This is a genomic window from Fictibacillus norfolkensis (genome assembly GCF_014836645.1).
In the GTDB taxonomy this organism is placed as follows: domain Bacteria; phylum Bacillota; class Bacilli; order Bacillales; family Fictibacillaceae; genus Fictibacillus; species Fictibacillus norfolkensis.
Genome location: NZ_JACSQM010000001.1, coordinates 410,348 through 429,626 on the forward strand (window position 1 = coordinate 410,348; position 19,279 = coordinate 429,626).

Here is a 19,279-nt window from a genome sequence, read left to right on the forward strand (position 1 = left end):
CCTTTTCATTTTTTTATCAAGTACCTATTGTTAAAAAGGAGAAAGTGAAAATGAACAGACAGTTTACTGAAGAAGAAATGCATGTCGCTGATTGCCTTCAAGAGATGCAAAGGATTATCAATCAGTTACATATCACAGACGAATCCTTTCTAGAAGATACGAAAAGAGAACTTCCACGTTTAACAGAGTTATTGCAAGACTTAGAAAAATACACGGTGGAATAAATTGCTTATGGATAGCAAACGTCCTATCTGTTATGATTGTTTGTGAGGCGGACAAGTGCCGCTGACTGATATGAATTTTTACCCGGTGTTGGCGCGCCGGGTTTTCTTTTATCCTTTTTTAGTTAAGGAGATATACATAATGGAGACTAACTTAATACTCGGAATTGTTTTCTTTATACTAGGTACCTTTTTGATGCCAATTGGTTTAAGAGAGCAACAAAAACAAAAAAAAATTTTACTTATCAGTGCTGCTGTTTTATCAGATATCCTTGGCGTACTTTTTATCTTTAATATTCTTTAAATACAAAAAAGCTCCCGCCTCTTTTTCTAGAGGCAGGAGTTTTTTGGTTATGTTAACACTCTTCTGGTGTTCCAGCGTTTGAAGCTGTACGGAATGATGATCCACAGCCGCATGACGCAATTGCGTTCGGGTTTGTAATCGTAAACCCTCCACCCATCATGTTCTGTTTAAAGTCAACAACCGTTCCTTTTAGGACTTTCGCACTTTCTTCATCCACTACTACACGAATTCCTTCAATAATCTCTTCTTGATCAGAGTCACTCTTATCACTATCAAAACCCATACCATAAGAAAGACCTGTACATCCTCCGCCTTTAACTGCTACACGGAGAAATTGATTTTGATCTTCTTCATCAGCAAGCATCTCTTTAATTCTGCTCGCTGCACTTTCTGTTATTTCAACGATCATCATGATCACTCCTCTAATAAGGATCTATATCTATAGTATAACGACTCTTAAATAAGCCCTCAAGGAATCGGCTTTAATTTAATTATCTCTTTGCTGCATCTCCATGATCTTATTATGTGTCTCATCAATTTTCCTACTATAATTTAGCACCATGGGATGCTGCAGACCTAACGCGTTCGCCGCCTGTATCATTTTATTACGCAATGCCTCTAATTGTTCGATCTTCTCAAGTCTAGTGGCACGTATTGTGGCTTTCATTTTTGTCACTCCACTCTTTGTTTTCAACATATCCGTTCCTTTTATTTTACATTTTTTCTATTTATTAGACAATGAGTCACTCGTAAAAAAAACAAAACTTTTTACATACAACCTACCTGTAAAAAGCAGCTTCCCTTGTCGTACCGTTTGAATAGGATTATAATGATTATGCAATTAAGACATGTATTGAATTTTCATAATACATAAGTATTCGTATAAATTTGGTAAAGAGAGAGTGTCGTTCTAAGCCTATCTCTTAAAAAATTGTGTACATCATCCGAACATTTCATTTGAAAAATTAGGGGGATTAGTAATGGCAAATATATTAACGTTAGATACGCGCATGGAGGCAATCGCTGAGAAGGTTACTCACGGTGAGCGTCTTTCTATTGAAGACGGATTATATCTTTATGAAACGAACGATCTTTTGAGCGTTGCTTCTTTAGCAAATGAGGTAAACACGCGTAAGAACGGGGACCACGTTTATTTTATCGAAAACTTGTACATCAATCCAACAAACGTTTGTGAAGCCACTTGTAGTTTCTGTGGATTTAAGCGCAAGCCTGGTGAAGAAGGCGCTTATACAATGAACGATGAGCAGTTGTTGAGCTATGTTGAAAAACGCTGGAACGATAATATTCGGGAGTTTCATATCGTAGGTGGCCATAATCATGAAGTGCCATTCGACTATTATCTAGATACGATTCGTACTTTAAAGAAACATTATCCTCAAGTCACGGTTAAAGCATATACAGGTGCTGAGATCGAATTCTTCTCTAGAATTGCTGGACTTTCAATGAAAGAAGTATTAGAAGAATTGATTAAAGCGGGTCTTGATACGATGCCAGGCGGTGGTGCTGAAATTCTTACAGAACGCTACCGTTTAAAAATGAGCCCAGACAAAGCATCGACTGATCAGTGGTTAGAAGCACACGAAATCGCTCATGGGTTAGGGTTAAAAACACATGCAACCATGTTGTACGGATCTATTGAGACGAAAGAAGAACGTCTCATTCATATGGATCGCTTGCGTCAACTTCAAGATGCAACCAACGGATTCATGGTATTTATACCGCTAGCTATGCAGCCTCGTACACAATCAATGGGGTTAATGAGAAGAACTTCCGCTTTTGATGACATGAGAACAATCGCGATCAGCCGACTCATGCTAGATAATTTTGACCATGTCAAAGCGTATTGGATCAACATTGGCGTTCAGTTAACTCAAATGGCATTAACGTTCGGTTCAAGTGACATCCACGGAACGTTGATCGAAGAACGTATCTCTCATGCTGTTGGAGCATTAACATCATCAGGTATCACGCGTAAAGAACTTGTACATTTAATTAAAACAGCTAACAAAGTGCCTGTAGAACGCGATACATTCTATAACATCATCCAAAAATACTAAAAAGTGGAGGCGAGTGTGCCTCCACTTTTTTATGTCCACTACTTAATCCATTTCACAACATCGTCCATATTTTGACGAACTTTTGGACGAGGCTCGTTTATGCGATAACCGAATCCTACCATTACGGCTACTTCAAAGTTTCCGCCTTCAAGCACACCTTCTTTTTCTAAGATAGCCTGAACTTTCTCTTGATCAAATCCTTCGATCGGGCAAGAATCAATACCAATCTGTGCAGCTGCTGTCATCATATTTCCTAGTGCAATATAGACTTGTTTTGCGGCCCAATCGAACATAGCACGATCGTTTCCAAGAAGCTTAAAGTCAGATTCTAAGAATGTTTTGTAGAATCCGCTGATCGCTTCATACGCTTCTTTCGGAAGATTCTTTACATCTCTTTTTATATGCTCAATGTATTCTGAATCGTACACCATATCTTCTGCAGTTCTTGCGAGCATCACTACATAGTGACTCGCAGTCGGTAATTGTTTTTGTGCTCCCCATGAAACAGGCTTTAACTGCTCACGTAGCTCTTTGTTTTGAATGACAACAAAACGCCAAGGCTCAAAACCAAACGAACTCGGTGAAAGACGTCCTGTTTCTAAAATAAATTCAAAGTCTTCATCTGAAATTTTCTTCTCTGGATCAAATTCCTTTGTCGCATGTCTGAACTGAAATGCCTCTAAGATCTCTTGTTTTTTAGCTTCTTTATTCATGGTGATTTATCGCTCCTTCAATATTTATGAATGTAATTAAGTTGTTTTGTCACCCTACACGCTATATTATAAATGTAATAACAAAAATGAAAAGTACGCACATTTTTGTGTCATAGTATCATTTTTTATACTAAAGGAGCATTTCTATGACTAGTAAACAGCAACTCGACTTATCCAATTGGCAATCTCACGGCTACTCATGTCCTGTCGAAGCCACTCTTGATATTATCGGTGGTAAGTGGAAAAGCGTAATTTTGTATCACTTGATCGATAAAGAGATACGATTTAATGAACTAAAGCGTCTCGTTCCTGGAATTACACAGAGGATGCTTACCCTACAATTACGGGAATTGGAGCGTGATGGAATCATACACCGAGAAGTTTATAAACAAGTCCCTCCCAAAGTGGAATATTCTCTAACTTCGTTTGGTGAAACACTGATCCCTATTATTAAATCCATGCTCCAATGGGGAATTGAACATACTGACAAAATCGTCCACCATCGTGAGCAGGCTGAGGTTAAGGACTAAAAAAAGAAAGCATCTCTGCTTTCTTTTTTTGTATAGGCTAAACATTTTTACGTTCTACCTATTAGTATGATATTCACCCGTACAGATTATTTCAGCTGGACCGGTCATCCACACATCTCCATCATCTTTCCAATTAATGATAAGATCACCGCCTGCTAAGTGAACAGTAATGTCTGTATTTCTTTCAGCTTTTTTGTTTAGAACAGCGGCTACAGCTGCTGCACATGCTCCCGTACCACATGCTTGTGTAATACCTGATCCTCTTTCCCAAACCCTAAAGTGCATTTCACTGTAAGACACCACTTCCACAAACTCTGCGTTTACCCAATCAGGAAACATGCTGTCTTTTTCGATTATAGGACCTAGGGAATGTAAGGGTGCTTCCTCAATGCTATCTACAAAGAACACCGCATGCGGATTACCCATTGATACAGCAGTTAGTTTTAAAGGTGTTCCGTCAAAAGATACTTCTTCATTCACTATCTGCTGAAGGTGGTTAAATCCGGTTACAGGAATTTGTTGAGGATGAAGGATCGGATTACCCATATTAACCGTAACGAGTGATACTTTGTTGTTGTTATCTTTTGTTACTTTAGCAGTTACTAATCCACCAAGTGTTTCTATCTGAAATTCTTTTTCTTTAACTAAGCCGTTTTCATATGAATATTTGGCTACACAACGAAGTCCGTTTCCACAGTTTTTAGCTTCAGAACCATCGTTATTAAAGATTCGCATCTTAACTGGCGCTAACTTGCTTGGGCAGATAAGTATCATTCCATCTGATCCGATACCTGTGTAAGGATTCGAAACGGCTCTTGCTAATCTCGACAGATCAGCCTCATCAATCGACTCTTCAAACATGTTTATATAGATGTAGTTATTACCTAATCCATGCATCTTTGTGAATTTTAAAGTATCCATCTTCTAAACCCTGCTCCTTATGATTGACCTCTCAATTTTTCATCCGTATAAAAATAGTCATCGTCTGCGTTCAGTATCGTTAATTTGCCGTGGCAGCAAGGCATGATAAGAATCTGCTTGATCCCCTCTTGAGCGAGACTCAGTTGCTCTTCTTTAAATGAAGTCAAAACATTGTCTTGTTGGCAGAACGGACACTCCGAAATATAAATATCTTTCATCATTCTTTCATATGGCCATGTATATTCAAATGTTAACTTCATATCGGTTCATCCTCTATTTGGAAGGTATGGTTATTGCATATTCGTTCACAACTTACATTTTTTAAAGTATAATAGGTGATGTAACAAAATACAATAGCGATCCATCTTCGGGGCAGGGTGAAATTCCCGACCGGCGGTATTTGAAGATTCCCTCTTCATCAGCCCGTGAGCGAAAAAGTTTTCTTTTTTGCTGATCTGGTGTAACTCCAGAGCCGACAGTATAGTCTGGATGGGAGAAGATGTAGGTACAGCGGTTCAACTCTAATCAGAACCCTTTGTTTAAGCATGCCATTTTGTGCATCTTTTACATGCTGTTTATCATACTTACAAACTCCCTTAGTCTCATTAATTGACTAAGGATTTTTTGTGTGAAGCAGGCTGTGCTGCATTCGGAATCATGAGATGGCGCAACACAAAAGAGGAGAGATTTCAATGCAAAAGGGAAAGATCAAACAAATGGTAGCGGTATCGATGCTCAGTACGATTGCTTATGTGCTGATGATGCTCGACTTTCCGTTCCCAGGGTTACCTCCATTTCTAAAGATTGACTTTAGTGAGGTGCCTGCACTTCTAGCCGCAATCATTTTCGGACCAGCGGCAGGTATTATGGTAGAAGCCATAAAAAATGTTCTACACTACGGAATCGTAGGAAGCTTTACAGGAGTACCAGTTGGTCAAATAGCAAACTTTGTGGCCGGTATTCTTTTCATTCTTCCAGTATCCTACTTATTCCGCAAAAAGAATTCTGTTAAACGTCTTTCAGCGGGCTTGATCTTAGGAACGGTTTTGATGACATTTATGATGGGACTGCTCAACTACCTGATCATCTTACCAGCCTATACGTGGTTCCTTGGTGCTGATCCGATGTCTAGCCAGATGATGCTTGATCTTATCTTAAAAGGTATAACACCGTTTAACTTGATAAAAGGTACGATAATCACACTGTTATTCGTAGCATTATACAACCGAATGCAGCCATGGGTGATGAAACAGATCGCTCAGCAGGCTTAAATATAGAAGACAAACCGCAGGGAAGATTTCCACTGCGGTTTTTTTTATTGGTGGAGTATAAAGCTTGTTTAGAGTTGAAGATTGCTTGTCTAAATTTAGCGAACGGCCGTTATTTTAGTATTTAGACTTAATTAAGGTTCGTTACGACTTAATCAGCTCTCATTTCAACCTAATTTTGTTCATTTAGACTTAATTCAAAAGGATACCCTGAGTGGAAGACTTAAAAATCCGTGTGATACTACAAAATACTGAATTAACTTGATACCACGAGGGGTATTTAAGAAGTTATTCCGGAAATTTCAGTCATAATCCCTGAAATTTTTGAATTATTCCGGCGAGTTTAGGCCATAATCCGGCGAGTTTTCCTCATATATCGGCGAGTCGACAATTTTCGACCACAGCTCCCTTCCCATATACCCCACCATTGTATTGGAATAGCTTATCAATCAAAAAAAGATGCTCAAGCATCAGCTTGAACATCTTAAAATGACAATCCTTATAGAATGAACATACCTGCGATTGCACCACTTAGTAAGTTTGCGATTGTAGCTGCGATTACAGCACGCATTCCAAGTCTTGCGATGTCTGGACGACGGCTAGGTGCCATTGCTCCAAGACCACCTAAAAGGATTGCAATCGATGAAAGGTTCGCGAAACCACATAGTGCGAAACTTACAACCGCTACCGTTTTCGGCATTAAGTCTGGAATTTGAGGTGCGAATGAAGAGTAAGCAACGAACTCGTTTAAAACGATCTTTTGACCGATGAACGTACCTGCTTTAACTGCTTCTTCCCAAGGTACACCAATTACAAATGCGATTGGAGCGAATATATAACCTAGAATTTGTTGAAGTGTGATCTCATAACCGAACCAGCCACCGATACCGCCAAGGATACCGTTAACTAAAGCGATAAGTGCGATGAAAGCAAGTAACATTGCACCTACGTTAAGTGCGATTTGAAGTCCATCTCCAGCACCTTTTGCAGCTGCGTCGATAACGTTTACTGTATCTTTGTCACGTTCTAATTTGATCTCACCCATTGTTTCAGGCTCTTCTGTTTCAGGAACAATGATCTTAGCGATCGCAAGTCCTGCAGGTGCACACATAAAGCTTGCTGCGATTAAGTATTCTAACGGTACTCCTAATAGGTAATAACCAATCAATACAGAACCTGCTACTGATGCTAGTCCACCTACCATTACAGCAAAAAGTTCAGATTGAGTAAGACGGTTCATATATGGACGAATAACTAGAGGTGCTTCTGTCTGACCTAAGAAAATATTTGCAGTAGCACTCATTGATTCTGCTTTACTTGTTTTTAATAACTTAGATAATGCTCCCCCTAAAATTCTTACAACCCATTGCATGATGCCTAGGTAATAAAGAACTGAGATTAGAGAAGAGAAGAAAATGATAACGGTTAAAACTTGAAACGCAAAGATAAATCCTTTTCCTTCTGCTGGAATCATACTTCCAAATAAGAAAGTAATCCCTTCGTTGGCATAAGCAACTACGTTTGAAACTTTTTGTGAGACGCCTTGCAATGCTTGTTTTCCAGCATCCCATTTAAGCACGATCAACGCAAAAGCAACTTGAATTGCTAGTGCACCTAATACCGTTCTCCAGTTAATCGCTTTCTTATTTTGAGAAAGTAAGAATGCGATTACAAGAAGAACGAGCATACCACCTAATCCCCATAAAATTTGCATATTCGTACACCCCTTTTGTAATTTGGAAGAAAACGCTTACTATTAGCACGTTAGTTGTCAGACATCCAATGACTGACCCTTTTCTAATGTAACAAATTTCGACAAAAATGCAATCGTTTTTCAAAAAATTATATGCTAGATATTTTTCCCATTCATAACTCCCTTATCCATAGAAAAAGCAGCTATCCCATTTTTAGAATAGCTGCTTTTTAAAACATTCCGTTTTCTTCTATATGATTGTAAATATTTTTAACAAGTTCATCTGATGTTTCTCCGTGAACGATATCTCCATTTACGAGAGCAAACATCGACTTCGCACAGTGTCCACAATAGCCTAGACACCCATACTCGATTACGTCTAGATCATAGTCTTTCTCGAGTTCTTCGAGCGCTTTTTGTGCACCACTCGCTAAATTACTTACACAAAACTCTATAATCGGTCTCATTTACGTCTTCACCTCTTGATGAATCCATCCTAACGGTTTCTATAGTTGTAGTCAATGTAAACACTCATTCTTCCTGTGTTTTTTCTATAAAAGAGTTGTGAAATTGTTGCAAAGTGCTATACTTAAACATGTCAAAAACGTGTAATCGTTTACTTATTTCGAGTTAAGGTTATTTACTTATATAAGCATTTCAAAAACAGATAAGAATTGTCTTGAAAGAAAAGGGGAAATGACAAATGAAACACCTCGTTTTACTTGGCGGAGGATATGGAAATATGCGTGTGCTAAAGAGACTTCTTAATTCCTCAGACCTCCCTGAAAACATTCAGCTTACGCTTATTGATCGTGTACCTTATCATTGTTTGAAGACCGAATATTATGCACTTGCTGCAGGTACCATATCTGATCATCATGTTCGTGTAACTTTTCCAGACCACCCTCGCCTCAATATTAAATATGGCGAAGTGACAGCAATCGATGTGAAAGAAAAGAAAGTTCTATTAAAAGACCAAGATGCAGTCTCGTATGACGATTTGGTTATCGGCCTAGGCTGCGAAGACAAATATCATAATGTCCCTGGTGCTGACCAATTTACGCTCAGCATTCAGACTATTGATAAGTCGCGTCAAACCTATCAAATTCTAAACAACTTGCATGCTAATGCGGTTGTTGCAGTAGTTGGTGCCGGTCTTTCAGGTGTAGAGTTAGCATCTGAACTTCGTGAGAGCCGCCCGGATCTCACCATTAAACTCTTTGACCGTGGCGATATGATTCTTTCCGCTTATAAGAAGCGATTGAGCAACTATGTACAAAACTGGTTCGTTGAACACGGTGTTGAAGTCATCAATAATTCAAATGTAACAAAGGTTGAAGAAGGCGCTCTTTATAATCATGACGAAAAGGTAGAGTGTGATGCTATCGTTTGGACGGCAGGGATACAGCCGAGCCGAATCGTTCGTGATTTGGATGTTGAAAAAGACAGTCAAGGACGTGTTGTTCTAACTGAACATCATCATCTTCCAACCGAAGAGCATGTATACGTTGTTGGAGATTGCGCGAGCCTCCCTTATGCACCAAGTGCACAATTAGCGGAGGAGCAAGCAGAACAGATCTCGCAAGTCCTTTTAGCTCGTTGGAACGAGCAGCCTCTTCCTGAGATGAACGAGATTAAACTAAAAGGTGTTATGGGTTCTCTTGGTAAGAAGAGCGGATTTGGTACGATGGGTAGCACTGCTCTTATTGGTAGAGTGCCACGTTTATTAAAATCAGGAATTCTATGGTTGTATAAATATCAAGTATAAGAAAAGACCCATGCAGCTGCATGGGTCTTTTTCTGTATTTTTACCAATAATAAGGACGGAATCTACGAATTCGGTAAAAAGGAAAACCAAAAACTCCGAAGCCTGGAAAAAACGGCCCGACAAAAATGATACGGCTATTACGGTCAGCGTTCTCACCTGGCATGATCATATACATGTTATCTTGATCATAGCTATGCAATTGACCGTGATATACATTCCCATCATTTAGTTCGATCGTAACCTTCTGTCCCATGTACTCGAGACAAAGATCATGATAATGATGGTGATGATGTCCTGCATATGAGGATGACTCTTCTTTATGACTTTTACCTTTTGAAGGGTTCAACAATACAATTTGCCTCCTTTTTTCTCTATACATCTTATTCTTAAGAGAAAACAAGGCGTGTGTACAAACCCAAAATAAAAAAAATAGGCGCTTAACTTACAGCGCCATAACCGTTCTGTTCTATAATTGCGTAGATCGTTTTTAAATTCGGATTACCTTCTGCCACTACCTCTCCATCAATCACAACGACAGGATAAAAAAGGTCTTCTTCAACAATTCTTTCTGAAAATGTTTGATCGATCTCATTTTCCGTATTTTCCATGTCTATATAAAGAACATTAAACAATAAGTTCGGAAACTTTCTTGAGATTGCTGCCTCTAGCCATTCAGCCGTTTCTTTTGCTGAAGGAAGATGAACACAGCTGGCACATTTCTGTTCAGCTCCGTATACTTTAATACTAAATGAGTTACTCATGAAGAATCACCTCAATGTATGCGCTTATTTGCTTTCATCATACCTTATTTTTCATAAAAGAAAAAGGAGCAAATATCATGATGCTTGCTCATGGATTTTTTATTCCATATCCCGTATACTAAGAGTAAGTTCTTTTTAAGAAAGGAGCCTTGATTATTATGGCTGAAACTCAAAACTTAGAGATGCGTGAACAAGTTGAAGAAGTTCTTGATAAATTACGTCCATTCCTTCTTCGTGATGGAGGAGACGTGGAATTAGTGGATATTGAAGAAGGTGTAGTAAAAGTACGCCTAATGGGAGCGTGTGGTAGCTGCCCAAGTTCAACAATTACACTAAAAGCAGGTATCGAACGTGCACTTCTTGAAGAAGTTCCCGGAGTTGTTGAATTAGAACAAGTATTTTAATGATAGCGAAGAAGCCGCTCTTAAAAGAGCGGCTTCTTTTTTTTGGGTGTTTTTTGAAAACTTAGTTGCAATAGAAGGTAATAATATAGCTTACTCGCACAAATTATTTGAAACACTTGTTCTAAGTTTGTCGCTATTAAGAGTTTTTAAGAAGCTCATTGACAAGTTGATTGGAGTGTAAGGGCGAGACTCCTGGGGGAGCAGCGGGACAGGTGAGACACCTAACAGCGCAGAGCGCTAGGTGGCTCACCGCACGCCCCCCGGAAAGGGAGCACCTGAAACGGAATCAACTACTCACTAATCTTCACTCGATTATACTTAACACATCAAACGAACAAGCAATGCTTTTTGAGCGTGAAGACGGTTCTCAGCCTCGTGAAAAACAACAGAATGAGGACCATCAATAATCTCTGCCGTCACCTCTTCTTCTCGATGCGCAGGCAAACAATGCATAAAGATATAATCGCTCTTCGCATGTGATACGAGCTCTCGGTTCACTTGATACCCTTTAAAATGTTCCAGACGAGTCTCTGCCTCTGCTTCTTGCCCCATGCTTGCCCAGACATCGGTGTAAATCACATCACTATTTTTAACACCAGCAACTGGATCATAAGTTACGTCGATAACAGAACCGTTTTGTTTCGCAACTTCTTTTGCATAAGAAACAATCTTTTCCTTTGGTTCGTAGTTTCTAGGGCAAATAATGGTGCAATCCATTCCCACTTTTGCAGCCCCAATCATTAAAGAATGTGCTACATTATTTCCGTCACCGATATACGCCAGCTTCTTCCCTTTGAATGATCCTTTGTATTCTAAGATCGTAAGAAGATCTGCTAGTACCTGGCACGGATGAAAATCGTCCGTAAGTCCGTTGATTACAGGAATTGATCCGCTCTCTGCAAGCTCTTCAACCGTGGATTGATGAAACGTGCGGATCATCAGCGCATCTAGATAACCGGACAAAACTTTCGCTGTATCTGAGATTGATTCTCCTCTTCCCATCTGAATATCACGAGTCGACAGATGGATAGCATGACCGCCGAGCTGCAGCATAGCAGCCTCGAACGAAACGCGAGTACGAGTTGAGGATTTCTCGAAAATCATTCCTAAAATCTTTCCTTTTAACAAAGGTGGCACAGATGGTCCTTGTTTTTTTAAGTCTTTTGCAAGATTCAATATATCGATAATTTCAGATGTAGAATAATCCATCAGGGTTAGGAAATCTTTCTGAGTTTCCGTTTGGCGAAGAGGGTGTACGATAGACATCAGATCAGCACTTCCTTTCTCATTTTATTCGCGGTGCGTATGGCATCTAAATATGCATTAGATGTTTCTTTCCTTGTAAGCACATGAACTCTTTCTAGAACGGCACGTTTAGCATTCTGGTTTTCACTATCGTTCGAAAAGTTTATATATATGGCTTTGTTGTCTGTTTTTAACCACTCATCAAATGTCAGGTCATTTGATGTAATTACGGTATACCCGCATTCCTCCCAGGCTTTTGCAGCAGCTTCAGCGAGAGTTCCTTCCACAAAAATACTTCCTTGATGATTCCAAAGGTCTGCTAATTGAAGGCTTGAGCCTTTTAAAGCTTTAACAAGGGCTTCATTAAAATCGGCGTCCCTTCCAATCACTTCTCCGGTCGAGAGCATCATCGGGCTTAACACCGGGCTAACACCAGGCAGTTTTATGGTGGAGAAAACAGGTGCTTTCACTGTAATTTCTGGTTGGCCATTATGCTCATCTTCAATGTTTAATGATTGTAGTGAGTGCCCTAAAAGCAATTGTGTTGCTTTCTGGACAAGGTTTACATTTGTTATTTTGCTCATGATCGGTGCTGTTCGAGATGCTCTTGGATTCACTTCAATAACATAAACACTGTCATGATTTATCGCAAATTGTACATTAAATAATCCTTTATATGATAAGTTGAGTGCGATCTTTTTTGAGTAAGACTTTATTTGCTCGATCACATGGTCTGATAAAGATTGCGGCGGTGTAACAGTTAGACTATCTCCTGAATGAACACCAGTCCCCTCTAAATGTTCAAAAATACCAGGAATGAATACATCTGTACCATCACTTAAAACGTCTACTTCCGCTTCTGTTCCTTCTAAGAATGTATCGATCAAGACTGGATAATTTATTTGTTCATGATTCAAATAAGTGGTCAGTTCGCTATCAGAATAAAGCACCTTCATCCCACTACCACCAATCACGTATGAAGGACGCAGGAGGATTGGAAACCCTAGTTGGCTTGCATATTGTTTAACTTCTTTTTCGCTCATTGCCGAGAATCCTGGAACTTTAGGAATATTTAATGTATCTAAAAATTGATAAAAGAGATCTCTGTCTTCCATTTGATCTACCGTGTCTGCCGGACTTCCAAGAACAGAATACCCTGCCTCTTCTAACGCTTTAGCTAAATTGATAGATGTTTGGCCGCCAAATTGCAAAATGACATCTGAAATGCCTTCAAACTCCAAAACATGATTGATGTCTTCAAAAGTTAGAGGCTCAAAATATAGAGAGTCAGATACTTCATAATCCGTGCTTACTGTCTCGGGATTATTGTTGATCAGTATCGCTTCATATCCACATTCATGAAGAGCGATAGCACTGTGCACACAGCAATAATCAAATTCAACACCTTGCCCGATACGAATAGGGCCAGACCCGATAACGGCAACCTTCTTCTTAGTGTCAGGAATTCTGTCGCTTTTTCCGCTCCAACTAGAATAAAAGTAAGTCGTTTTTGCTTCAAACTCAGCTGCGCACGTATCCACCATCTTATACGATGGTGTGATGTCCCATTCTACTCTCTTGCTGCGTACCTCTATTTCTGAAACAGACCAGATATCCGATAAGTATCGATCTGAAAAACCATATTTTTTTGCAAGGTGCAGTTGTTGTTTTTCTATATTTTTTAATCTCGTTTTTTGAAGCATATTGTCCATAGAGACCATCTCTTGAAAAATGGATAAAAAGTAAGGTGTAATTTTAGTCAATTCATGAATTTTGTCTGAAGATACTCCTCTACGCAACAGTTCCATCACAACGAAAAAGCGGCGATCATCGGCTGACACGACAAGGTTAAGAAGTGTATCCTCATCTAATGCAGATAGTTCTTTCAAATACATGCCGTTCGTTTTCAGCTCGAGTGAACGAATCGCCTTTTGAAAAGCAGATGCCATGTTTCTTTCTAACGCCATCACTTCACCTGTAGCTTTCATCTGAGTGCCGAGTTTTCGGTCTGCATGAGGAAACTTATCGAACGGCCATCTTGGCATTTTTACAGCTACATAATCTAAAGCTGGTTCAAAACTCGCAAAGGTCGTTCCGGTTACTGGATTCTTCAATTCATGCAGGTTATATCCTAGTGCAAGTTTGGCAGCGATCTTTGCGATCGGGTATCCGGTTGCTTTTGATGCTAGTGCAGATGATCTGCTCACACGCGGATTCACTTCGATCAAATAATACTGAGAGTTATCTGGGTGAAGTGCGAACTGTATATTACATCCTCCCACGATTTCAAGCGCAGAAATGATGGTTAATGACGCTTTTCTTAATGACTGATATTCATCGTCTGTTAACGTCTGGCTAGGAGCTACTACTACAGAATCACCTGTATGAACACCAACGGGATCAACGTTTTCCATGTTGCAAACCGTGATGCATGTTCCGTTCTTGTCACGCATCACTTCATACTCAACCTCTTTGTAGCCTGCGATACTTTTTTCGATTAAACATTGATTGATCGGACTTGCCGATAGACCTTGTTTGACCAAAGTCGTCAGTTTCTCTTTCGTTGAAGCAATTCCTCCCCCAAACCCTCCAAGTGTATATGCTGGTCTAACAATCACGGGATAACCTGTCTCTTCGGCAAAATGGACCGCTTCATCTATTGAAGTAACAATCTCACTATCTGGTACAGGTTCTCCAAGATGCTTCATCAATGATCGAAACAGATCTCGATCCTCTGCTTTTTGTATCGAGTTAATATCCGTACCTAGAAGCTGTACCTCATACTTTTTTAAGATTCCCTTCTCATGAAGGTCCATCGCCAAGTTAAGTCCTGTTTGACCACCAACTGTTGCTAGCAGTCCGTCAGGTTTTTCTTTTTGAATAATTTGTTCAGCATATTCTGCTGTTAGGGGTTCAAAGTATATAACGTCTGCAAACGTGTTGTCCGTCATGATCGTAGCAGGATTGTTGTTGATCAGGACCACTTCTATCCCTTCTTCTTTTAATGCTTTACATGCTTGTGTTCCGGAATAGTCAAATTCTGCTGCCTGCCCGATCACGATCGGTCCTGATCCGATGACGAGCACCTTCTTGATATCTTGTTGTTTAGGCATAACTTCTCACCTTCTCTGTATGTTGTACACTGTTAATAAAATTTTGAAAGATTTCTTTGTGTTCGTTCGGACCAGGTGCTGCTTCAGGGTGGAATTGTACACTCGCAACGTTGAATGAACGATGCCACAAACCTTCGACACTTCCATCGTTCACATTCTCAAACCATATATTGAACCCTGTTTGTGCTAAACTATCTTTTTGGACCACATAGCTGTGATTTTGAGAACTCATCGATACTTTACTCGTCTTCAAGTTCATAACTGGCTGATTCGCACCTCTGTGACCAAATTTCAGCTTTCGCGTCTCACCACCGAACGCTAAAGCAAGAATCTGATGACCGAGACAGATGCCTAATGTGGGATAGCGCATCGCTAGATTTTTGTATCGATGAAAATAGTTAGAGAATCTCATAGGATCACCAGAACCGTTTGAAAAAACAAGACCATCTGGATTTAGTTTTTCAATATCGGCTATCTCTTGATCAAAAGGGACGATCGTTACGCTGCATCCTTCGTTAACGAGAGCTTCAGCAATGGACTTTTTATATCCAAAATCGATCAAGACAATGTGCTTATCTCCTGAACCTGTCTTTTTAATGGATGTCGCTGGCCAATATTCTTCTAATTCAAAAGAATCTGGCGAGATATCTGGTACATGCATCACGGCAGGCAGTGATCCTTGCATTCGAATTTGTTGAATAAGAGATCTAGTATCTACATTCGTTAACGCGGGGATTTGATAGACGTTTAGCAAGTCAACGATCGATTGACGCCCATCTTTAGCAGTAAATTCAAAGCACTCTGCCATCACGACTCCTGCCACTTGAATCTTTTGAGATTCCATATTCTTAGGATCAAATCCATAATTTCCGATAAAAGGATAAGAAAACACGACGATTTGTCCTTGGTAGGAAGGATCAGTCAAAACTTGTTCGTACCCAGTCATTCCTGTATAAAATACAATTTCACCTGAACCAAATTGATTATTACTAATCCAATCACCATCGAAAGCATTACCATTAGATAGGGTTATACAGCCTTTCATAATAAGTTCCTCTCCTTGTATAAAACTAATATCTTTTTGTATTTTTATTCAAACACGTGCAAAAAAATAGCACCTTTTTAGGTCACTTTTTCATACATGTTGGTAAATACTCTTTGAATCGTGTTTAAAGCCATCGATAACTCTTCATCCGTAACGTTCAACGGTGGTAATAATCGAATAACATGCTTCCCTGCAGGTACGGTTAATAAACCTTGTTCTTCTAAGTTCGCTATTAATTCGCCAGCTTCCTCACACTCAATGCCTATCAATAATCCTTCTCCTCTTATTTCATAAACGGAAGGAAGTTTTATTAAATGATTCTCTAATTGCTCTTTAAAGTTCTTTCCTTTTCTATCAACCTCGTTTAAGAATTCGTCGTTGAAGATGATATTCAAAACACTTTGGCTGACTGCACAAGCGAGAGGATTACCTCCAAACGTCGTTCCATGGCTTCCTGGACCGAACGCTTCAGCTAGTTTTCTTTTACCTAACATAGCCCCGATCGGAAAACCGTTTCCTAACCCTTTTGCTAGCGTAACGATATCAGGGTCTAATCCGAAGTGTTCATAGGCATATCTCTTTCCTGTTCTGCCGATACCCGTTTGGACTTCATCTATGATTAATAAAATATCGTTTTCCTCACAAATTTCTTGCACTTCTTTATAAAAATCTAGGTCAGCGATTTTGATACCGCCTTCTCCTTGAATGACTTCCATCATGATCGCAGCTGTGTCGTTGTCTGCCTGTTTCTTCAATTGCTCAATATCGTTCCATGGCAGGTGTAGAAATGTAGATACGAGCGGTCCATACCCTTCTTTTATCTTCTGTTGACCAGTCGCAGACATTGAACCGAACGTTCGACCGTGAAAAGAATCGTTAAATGTAATGATCTTATTTTTCTTTGTAAATTTCTTAGCCAGCTTGATTGCAGCTTCGTTCGCTTCAGCTCCACTATTGCAAAAGAAAGCTAAATCCAAATGTGTGTGCTTTACAAGCGTCATAGCGAGCAACTCTTGCTGTTGGATCTCAAAGAGATTGGAAGTATGCCAGATGGACTCGCTCTGTTTTTGAAGCGCTGCAACCACTTCAGGATGACAATGTCCTAGACTTGTTACAGCTATTCCGCTCGTGAAATCAAGATACTTTTTATTGTTTTGGTCAAATACATAAGTTCCGTTCCCTTTTTGAAGTTGTATCTGTTTTCTTTTATAAGTTGGAAAAAGTGCACTCATGTGATCAGTACCTCCTTCAGCAATTCTGTACCAGACAGAGTTTGATCGGTGATTCGTACTTGCTTGATGTTTAGGTCCAGACATTTAATAGCTGCTTCAACCTTAGGCACCATGCCACCGCTTATGTGTCCTTCAACGATACTTTTCAGAATGTCAGTGATCGTTAAACATTCCATCCACTCTCCATTCACGGAAACACCGGGGGTATCGGTCACAAAACAGATTGATTCGGCAGATAGTGCAGCTGCAGTTTCTCCTGCTGCTGTGTCAGCGTTAATGTTAACCGTTTCTCCGGATTCTGTTACACCTAAAGATGCTATGACTGGAATTTTGCCATCATCTAACACGTTTTGGATGATCTTTGTATTTACTTGCTGAACGTTTCCAACCCAGCCATAATTCTCTTTATCTAAAAAATCACAAGTGAGCAGGTAATCCTCTGCTCCAGAAAGTCCTTGAGCTGATATGCCTTCGTTATTTAATCTCTCAACTAGGTTTGCATTTGTAATGTCCTTTAACGCTGTCTTCACACATGAAAGTGATTCTGTGCTTGTTATTCGGATGCCATTCTTCATTTCTAACGGCAACCCGGATTCTGACAGCTTTTTATTAATTTCCGGCCCTCCTCCGTGAACGATCACGATCTTTTCGCCTTGTTGAATCCTATTTGTAAGTGCTTCAAAAAAAGCAGGTTGTAAGTTAGCTAGCGTACTTCCTCCGATCTTCATAACATGAAACACAACACTCGCCTCCTTTTAAGTACGGTAACTTGCATTTATCTGAACATAATCATACGTAAGATCACATCCCCAGGCTCTTCCACTTCCTAAACCTTCTGATAGTTCAACCGAGATATGAATCTCGTGGCTTTTTAAGTAAGTACGAATTTTCTCTTCCGAAAATAGAACCGGTTCTCCATCTACTACAACTTCATGTTCACCGATCTGTATTTTAACGGCGTCCGGATTAAACGAAACTCCACTATATCCAGCTGCAGCAAGAATCCTGCCCCAGTTGGCATCGCAACCAAATACAGCAGTCTTCACTAACGGAGAGCCCACTACGGTTTTTGCTATGATTCTCGCATCTTTATCGGATGCTGCACCATTAACATGAACCTCGATCAGCTTGCTCGCTCCTTCCCCATCCTTTGCGATAAGTTTGCCTAAATCTTCACAAACGAGTACGAGTGCATCTAAGAATAGTTGCCATTCAGGGTGGTCTTTGTTTAACTCTTCATTCTCACCCATTCCGTTTGCGAGCATGAGTACCATATCGTTCGTCGATGTATCACCGTCCACTGTAATACAGTTAAACGTACGTTCCACGGCAAAAGATAAAGCATCATGAAGATCGTCTTGTTGGACAGCTGCATCTGTCGTGATGAAACCTAGCATCGTAGCCATATTGGGGTGTATCATCCCTGATCCTTTTGCTGTGCCTGCAATCGTAATATTCTTATTATTAATTTTTAGCGAGTAAGCTGTATTCTTGGAGACAGTATCTGTCGTTAAAATGGATTGAGCAAAATCGATCGAGCCCTTTAACTCAGAATCTAGGACTAAGCTTTCAATGCCAGTTGATATTTTATCCATCGGCAGATGTTCACCGATTACCCCTGTTGAGGCAACTCCAACATAGTGCGAAGGGATATCCAGCTTTTCAGCGGTCTGCTTCTGCATGTGCTCTGCATCTTTCAAGCCTTTTTTTCCTGTACAAGCATTTGCATTCCCAGAGTTCACGATGATCGCTTGAAGCTTCCCTTCTTGAGAGATGCTATTCTGAGTAACCTTTAGCGGAGCAGCCTGTACTTGGTTCGTTGTATAAACACCAGCCGCGTTTGCCGGAGTAATACTATACAACAATCCTAAGTCGAGTTTTTTATGTTTCACTCCACAATGAAGTCCACTTGCGTAGAATCCTCTTGGCGTCGCGATGTTAATACCTGTTATCTTCTGAATAGCCGCTTTTGTTGCCTGCATC

At 39.9% G+C, this 19,279-nt stretch carries 22 protein-coding genes and 1 riboswitch; of the genes, 7 read left to right on the forward strand and 15 right to left on the reverse strand.

The annotated features are described in order from the left end of the window. The first annotated feature begins 50 nt into the window (after positions 1-50). Both H9648_RS02035 and H9648_RS02040 read left to right on the forward strand, forming a co-directional pair. Positions 51-224, forward strand: a complete 174-nt coding sequence (locus H9648_RS02035) for a hypothetical protein (RefSeq protein ID WP_156499195.1) — start codon at positions 51-53, stop codon at positions 222-224. A gap of 139 nt (positions 225-363) precedes the next feature. Then, complete coding sequence (locus H9648_RS02040) at positions 364-525, forward strand: hypothetical protein (protein ID WP_191752112.1); 162 nt, start codon at positions 364-366, stop codon at positions 523-525. A 52-nt stretch (positions 526-577) separates the two neighbouring features. On the opposite strand, the gene H9648_RS02045 is transcribed toward H9648_RS02040, so the two are convergent. Beyond that, on the reverse strand, positions 578-934 hold the full coding sequence (locus H9648_RS02045) for a HesB/IscA family protein (protein ID WP_191752658.1): 357 nt from the start codon (positions 932-934) through the stop codon (positions 578-580). Between the two features lie 78 nt (positions 935-1,012). Continuing rightward, complete coding sequence (locus H9648_RS02050; protein WP_191752113.1) at positions 1,013-1,192, reverse strand: aspartyl-phosphate phosphatase Spo0E family protein; 180 nt, start codon at positions 1,190-1,192, stop codon at positions 1,013-1,015. A 313-nt stretch (positions 1,193-1,505) separates the two neighbouring features. Between H9648_RS02050 and mqnE the strand changes: the two genes are divergently transcribed. Next, entirely contained in the window at positions 1,506-2,603 is a 1,098-nt protein-coding gene (mqnE, locus tag H9648_RS02055) for an aminofutalosine synthase MqnE (RefSeq protein ID WP_191752114.1), read from the forward strand. A 38-nt stretch (positions 2,604-2,641) separates the two neighbouring features. Here mqnE and H9648_RS02060 read toward each other — a convergent pair whose 3' ends face one another. Then, positions 2,642-3,316 (reverse strand): NAD(P)H-dependent oxidoreductase, encoded by a 675-nt coding sequence (locus H9648_RS02060; protein ID WP_191752115.1) that lies wholly within the window; start codon positions 3,314-3,316, stop codon positions 2,642-2,644. Between the two features lie 146 nt (positions 3,317-3,462). Between H9648_RS02060 and H9648_RS02065 the strand changes: the two genes are divergently transcribed. Beyond that, the gene (locus tag H9648_RS02065; RefSeq protein ID WP_191752116.1) at positions 3,463-3,846 is read left to right on the forward strand and encodes a winged helix-turn-helix transcriptional regulator; all 384 of its coding nucleotides are present in this window, start codon (positions 3,463-3,465) and stop codon (positions 3,844-3,846) included. Between the two features lie 54 nt (positions 3,847-3,900). On the opposite strand, the gene dapF is transcribed toward H9648_RS02065, so the two are convergent. Both dapF and H9648_RS02075 read right to left on the reverse strand, forming a co-directional pair. Next, positions 3,901-4,767 carry a diaminopimelate epimerase gene (gene dapF, locus H9648_RS02070; protein WP_191752117.1) on the reverse strand — a complete coding sequence of 289 codons (867 nt, stop codon included), beginning with the start codon at positions 4,765-4,767 and terminating at the stop codon, positions 3,901-3,903. A 17-nt stretch (positions 4,768-4,784) separates the two neighbouring features. Further along, positions 4,785-5,027 (reverse strand): hypothetical protein, encoded by a 243-nt coding sequence (locus H9648_RS02075; RefSeq protein ID WP_144698338.1) that lies wholly within the window; start codon positions 5,025-5,027, stop codon positions 4,785-4,787. 99 nt (positions 5,028-5,126) lie between these two features. Next, positions 5,127-5,272: riboswitch (FMN riboswitch) on the forward strand. Between the two features lie 187 nt (positions 5,273-5,459). Between H9648_RS02075 and H9648_RS02080 the strand changes: the two genes are divergently transcribed. Continuing rightward, positions 5,460-6,038: an ECF transporter S component gene (locus tag H9648_RS02080; protein WP_225218677.1), complete on the forward strand. Its 579-nt coding sequence runs from the start codon at positions 5,460-5,462 to the stop codon at positions 6,036-6,038. A gap of 496 nt (positions 6,039-6,534) precedes the next feature. Here H9648_RS02080 and H9648_RS02085 read toward each other — a convergent pair whose 3' ends face one another. Next, positions 6,535-7,749 (reverse strand): NupC/NupG family nucleoside CNT transporter, encoded by a 1,215-nt coding sequence (locus tag H9648_RS02085; protein ID WP_191752118.1) that lies wholly within the window; start codon positions 7,747-7,749, stop codon positions 6,535-6,537. A gap of 209 nt (positions 7,750-7,958) precedes the next feature. Further along, positions 7,959-8,195: a YuzB family protein gene (locus H9648_RS02090; protein ID WP_191752119.1), complete on the reverse strand. Its 237-nt coding sequence runs from the start codon at positions 8,193-8,195 to the stop codon at positions 7,959-7,961. A gap of 236 nt (positions 8,196-8,431) precedes the next feature. On the opposite strand from H9648_RS02090, the gene H9648_RS02095 reads away from it, so the two are divergent. Continuing rightward, positions 8,432-9,496 (forward strand): NAD(P)/FAD-dependent oxidoreductase, encoded by a 1,065-nt coding sequence (locus tag H9648_RS02095; protein WP_191752120.1) that lies wholly within the window; start codon positions 8,432-8,434, stop codon positions 9,494-9,496. 40 nt (positions 9,497-9,536) lie between these two features. On the opposite strand, the gene H9648_RS02100 is transcribed toward H9648_RS02095, so the two are convergent. Continuing rightward, positions 9,537-9,845, reverse strand: coding sequence for an LSM domain-containing protein (locus H9648_RS02100; protein WP_191752121.1), 309 nt, complete (start codon positions 9,843-9,845; stop codon positions 9,537-9,539). Between the two features lie 88 nt (positions 9,846-9,933). Beyond that, positions 9,934-10,257 carry a YuzD family protein gene (locus H9648_RS02105; protein ID WP_191752122.1) on the reverse strand — a complete coding sequence of 108 codons (324 nt, stop codon included), beginning with the start codon at positions 10,255-10,257 and terminating at the stop codon, positions 9,934-9,936. 158 nt (positions 10,258-10,415) lie between these two features. Between H9648_RS02105 and H9648_RS02110 the strand changes: the two genes are divergently transcribed. Next, positions 10,416-10,661: a NifU family protein gene (locus H9648_RS02110; RefSeq protein WP_066238880.1), complete on the forward strand. Its 246-nt coding sequence runs from the start codon at positions 10,416-10,418 to the stop codon at positions 10,659-10,661. Positions 10,662-10,979: 318 nt separating this feature from the next. Here the strand turns inward: H9648_RS02110 and argF are convergent, their stop codons facing one another. From argF to argJ, 6 genes are all read right to left on the reverse strand, one after another. Next, positions 10,980-11,927 carry an ornithine carbamoyltransferase gene (gene argF / locus H9648_RS02115; protein WP_191752123.1) on the reverse strand — a complete coding sequence of 316 codons (948 nt, stop codon included), beginning with the start codon at positions 11,925-11,927 and terminating at the stop codon, positions 10,980-10,982. Beyond that, a complete protein-coding gene (gene carB / locus H9648_RS02120) occupies positions 11,927-15,019 on the reverse strand; it encodes a carbamoyl-phosphate synthase (glutamine-hydrolyzing) large subunit (RefSeq protein WP_191752124.1) in 3,093 nt (1,030 codons plus the stop codon). Before carB ends, argF begins: the two co-directional genes overlap by 1 nt. After that, the gene (locus H9648_RS02125) at positions 15,012-16,064 is read right to left on the reverse strand and encodes a carbamoyl phosphate synthase small subunit (RefSeq protein ID WP_191752125.1); all 1,053 of its coding nucleotides are present in this window, start codon (positions 16,062-16,064) and stop codon (positions 15,012-15,014) included. The genes carB and H9648_RS02125 overlap by 8 nt, the downstream gene beginning before the upstream one ends. Before the next feature lie 77 nt (positions 16,065-16,141). Then, a complete protein-coding gene (gene argD / locus H9648_RS02130; RefSeq protein WP_191752126.1) occupies positions 16,142-17,296 on the reverse strand; it encodes an acetylornithine transaminase in 1,155 nt (384 codons plus the stop codon). Further along, on the reverse strand, positions 17,293-18,036 hold the full coding sequence (gene argB, locus H9648_RS02135; protein WP_191752127.1) for an acetylglutamate kinase: 744 nt from the start codon (positions 18,034-18,036) through the stop codon (positions 17,293-17,295). Before argB ends, argD begins: the two co-directional genes overlap by 4 nt. Positions 18,037-18,051: 15 nt before the next feature. Continuing rightward, positions 18,052-19,278: a bifunctional ornithine acetyltransferase/N-acetylglutamate synthase gene (gene argJ, locus H9648_RS02140; protein WP_191752128.1), complete on the reverse strand. Its 1,227-nt coding sequence runs from the start codon at positions 19,276-19,278 to the stop codon at positions 18,052-18,054. Position 19,279: the final 1 nt, after the last annotated feature.

What these genes read in the sequence shown, in the direction of transcription:
- H9648_RS02035 (WP_156499195.1), top strand. Translation starts at nt 51, where the DNA reads ATGAACAGACAGTTTACTGAAGAAGAAATGCATGTCGCTGATTGCCTT.
- H9648_RS02040 (WP_191752112.1), top strand. Translation starts at nt 364, where the DNA reads ATGGAGACTAACTTAATACTCGGAATTGTTTTCTTTATACTAGGTACC.
- H9648_RS02045 (WP_191752658.1), bottom strand. Translation starts at nt 934, where the DNA reads ATGATCGTTGAAATAACAGAAAGTGCAGCGAGCAGAATTAAAGAGATG.
- H9648_RS02050 (WP_191752113.1), bottom strand. Translation starts at nt 1,192, where the DNA reads ATGAAAGCCACAATACGTGCCACTAGACTTGAGAAGATCGAACAATTA.
- mqnE (WP_191752114.1), top strand. Translation starts at nt 1,506, where the DNA reads ATGGCAAATATATTAACGTTAGATACGCGCATGGAGGCAATCGCTGAG.
- H9648_RS02060 (WP_191752115.1), bottom strand. Translation starts at nt 3,316, where the DNA reads ATGAATAAAGAAGCTAAAAAACAAGAGATCTTAGAGGCATTTCAGTTC.
- H9648_RS02065 (WP_191752116.1), top strand. Translation starts at nt 3,463, where the DNA reads ATGACTAGTAAACAGCAACTCGACTTATCCAATTGGCAATCTCACGGC.
- dapF (WP_191752117.1), bottom strand. Translation starts at nt 4,767, where the DNA reads ATGGATACTTTAAAATTCACAAAGATGCATGGATTAGGTAATAACTAC.
- H9648_RS02075 (WP_144698338.1), bottom strand. Translation starts at nt 5,027, where the DNA reads ATGAAGTTAACATTTGAATATACATGGCCATATGAAAGAATGATGAAA.
- H9648_RS02080 (WP_225218677.1), top strand. Translation starts at nt 5,460, where the DNA reads ATGCAAAAGGGAAAGATCAAACAAATGGTAGCGGTATCGATGCTCAGT.
- H9648_RS02085 (WP_191752118.1), bottom strand. Translation starts at nt 7,749, where the DNA reads ATGCAAATTTTATGGGGATTAGGTGGTATGCTCGTTCTTCTTGTAATC.
- H9648_RS02090 (WP_191752119.1), bottom strand. Translation starts at nt 8,195, where the DNA reads ATGAGACCGATTATAGAGTTTTGTGTAAGTAATTTAGCGAGTGGTGCA.
- H9648_RS02095 (WP_191752120.1), top strand. Translation starts at nt 8,432, where the DNA reads ATGAAACACCTCGTTTTACTTGGCGGAGGATATGGAAATATGCGTGTG.
- H9648_RS02105 (WP_191752122.1), bottom strand. Translation starts at nt 10,257, where the DNA reads ATGAGTAACTCATTTAGTATTAAAGTATACGGAGCTGAACAGAAATGT.
- H9648_RS02110 (WP_066238880.1), top strand. Translation starts at nt 10,416, where the DNA reads ATGGCTGAAACTCAAAACTTAGAGATGCGTGAACAAGTTGAAGAAGTT.
- argF (WP_191752123.1), bottom strand. Translation starts at nt 11,927, where the DNA reads ATGTCTATCGTACACCCTCTTCGCCAAACGGAAACTCAGAAAGATTTC.
- carB (WP_191752124.1), bottom strand. Translation starts at nt 15,019, where the DNA reads ATGCCTAAACAACAAGATATCAAGAAGGTGCTCGTCATCGGATCAGGA.
- H9648_RS02125 (WP_191752125.1), bottom strand. Translation starts at nt 16,064, where the DNA reads ATGAAAGGCTGTATAACCCTATCTAATGGTAATGCTTTCGATGGTGAT.
- argD (WP_191752126.1), bottom strand. Translation starts at nt 17,296, where the DNA reads ATGAGTGCACTTTTTCCAACTTATAAAAGAAAACAGATACAACTTCAA.
- argJ (WP_191752128.1), bottom strand. Translation starts at nt 19,278, where the DNA reads ATGCAGGCAACAAAAGCGGCTATTCAGAAGATAACAGGTATTAACATC.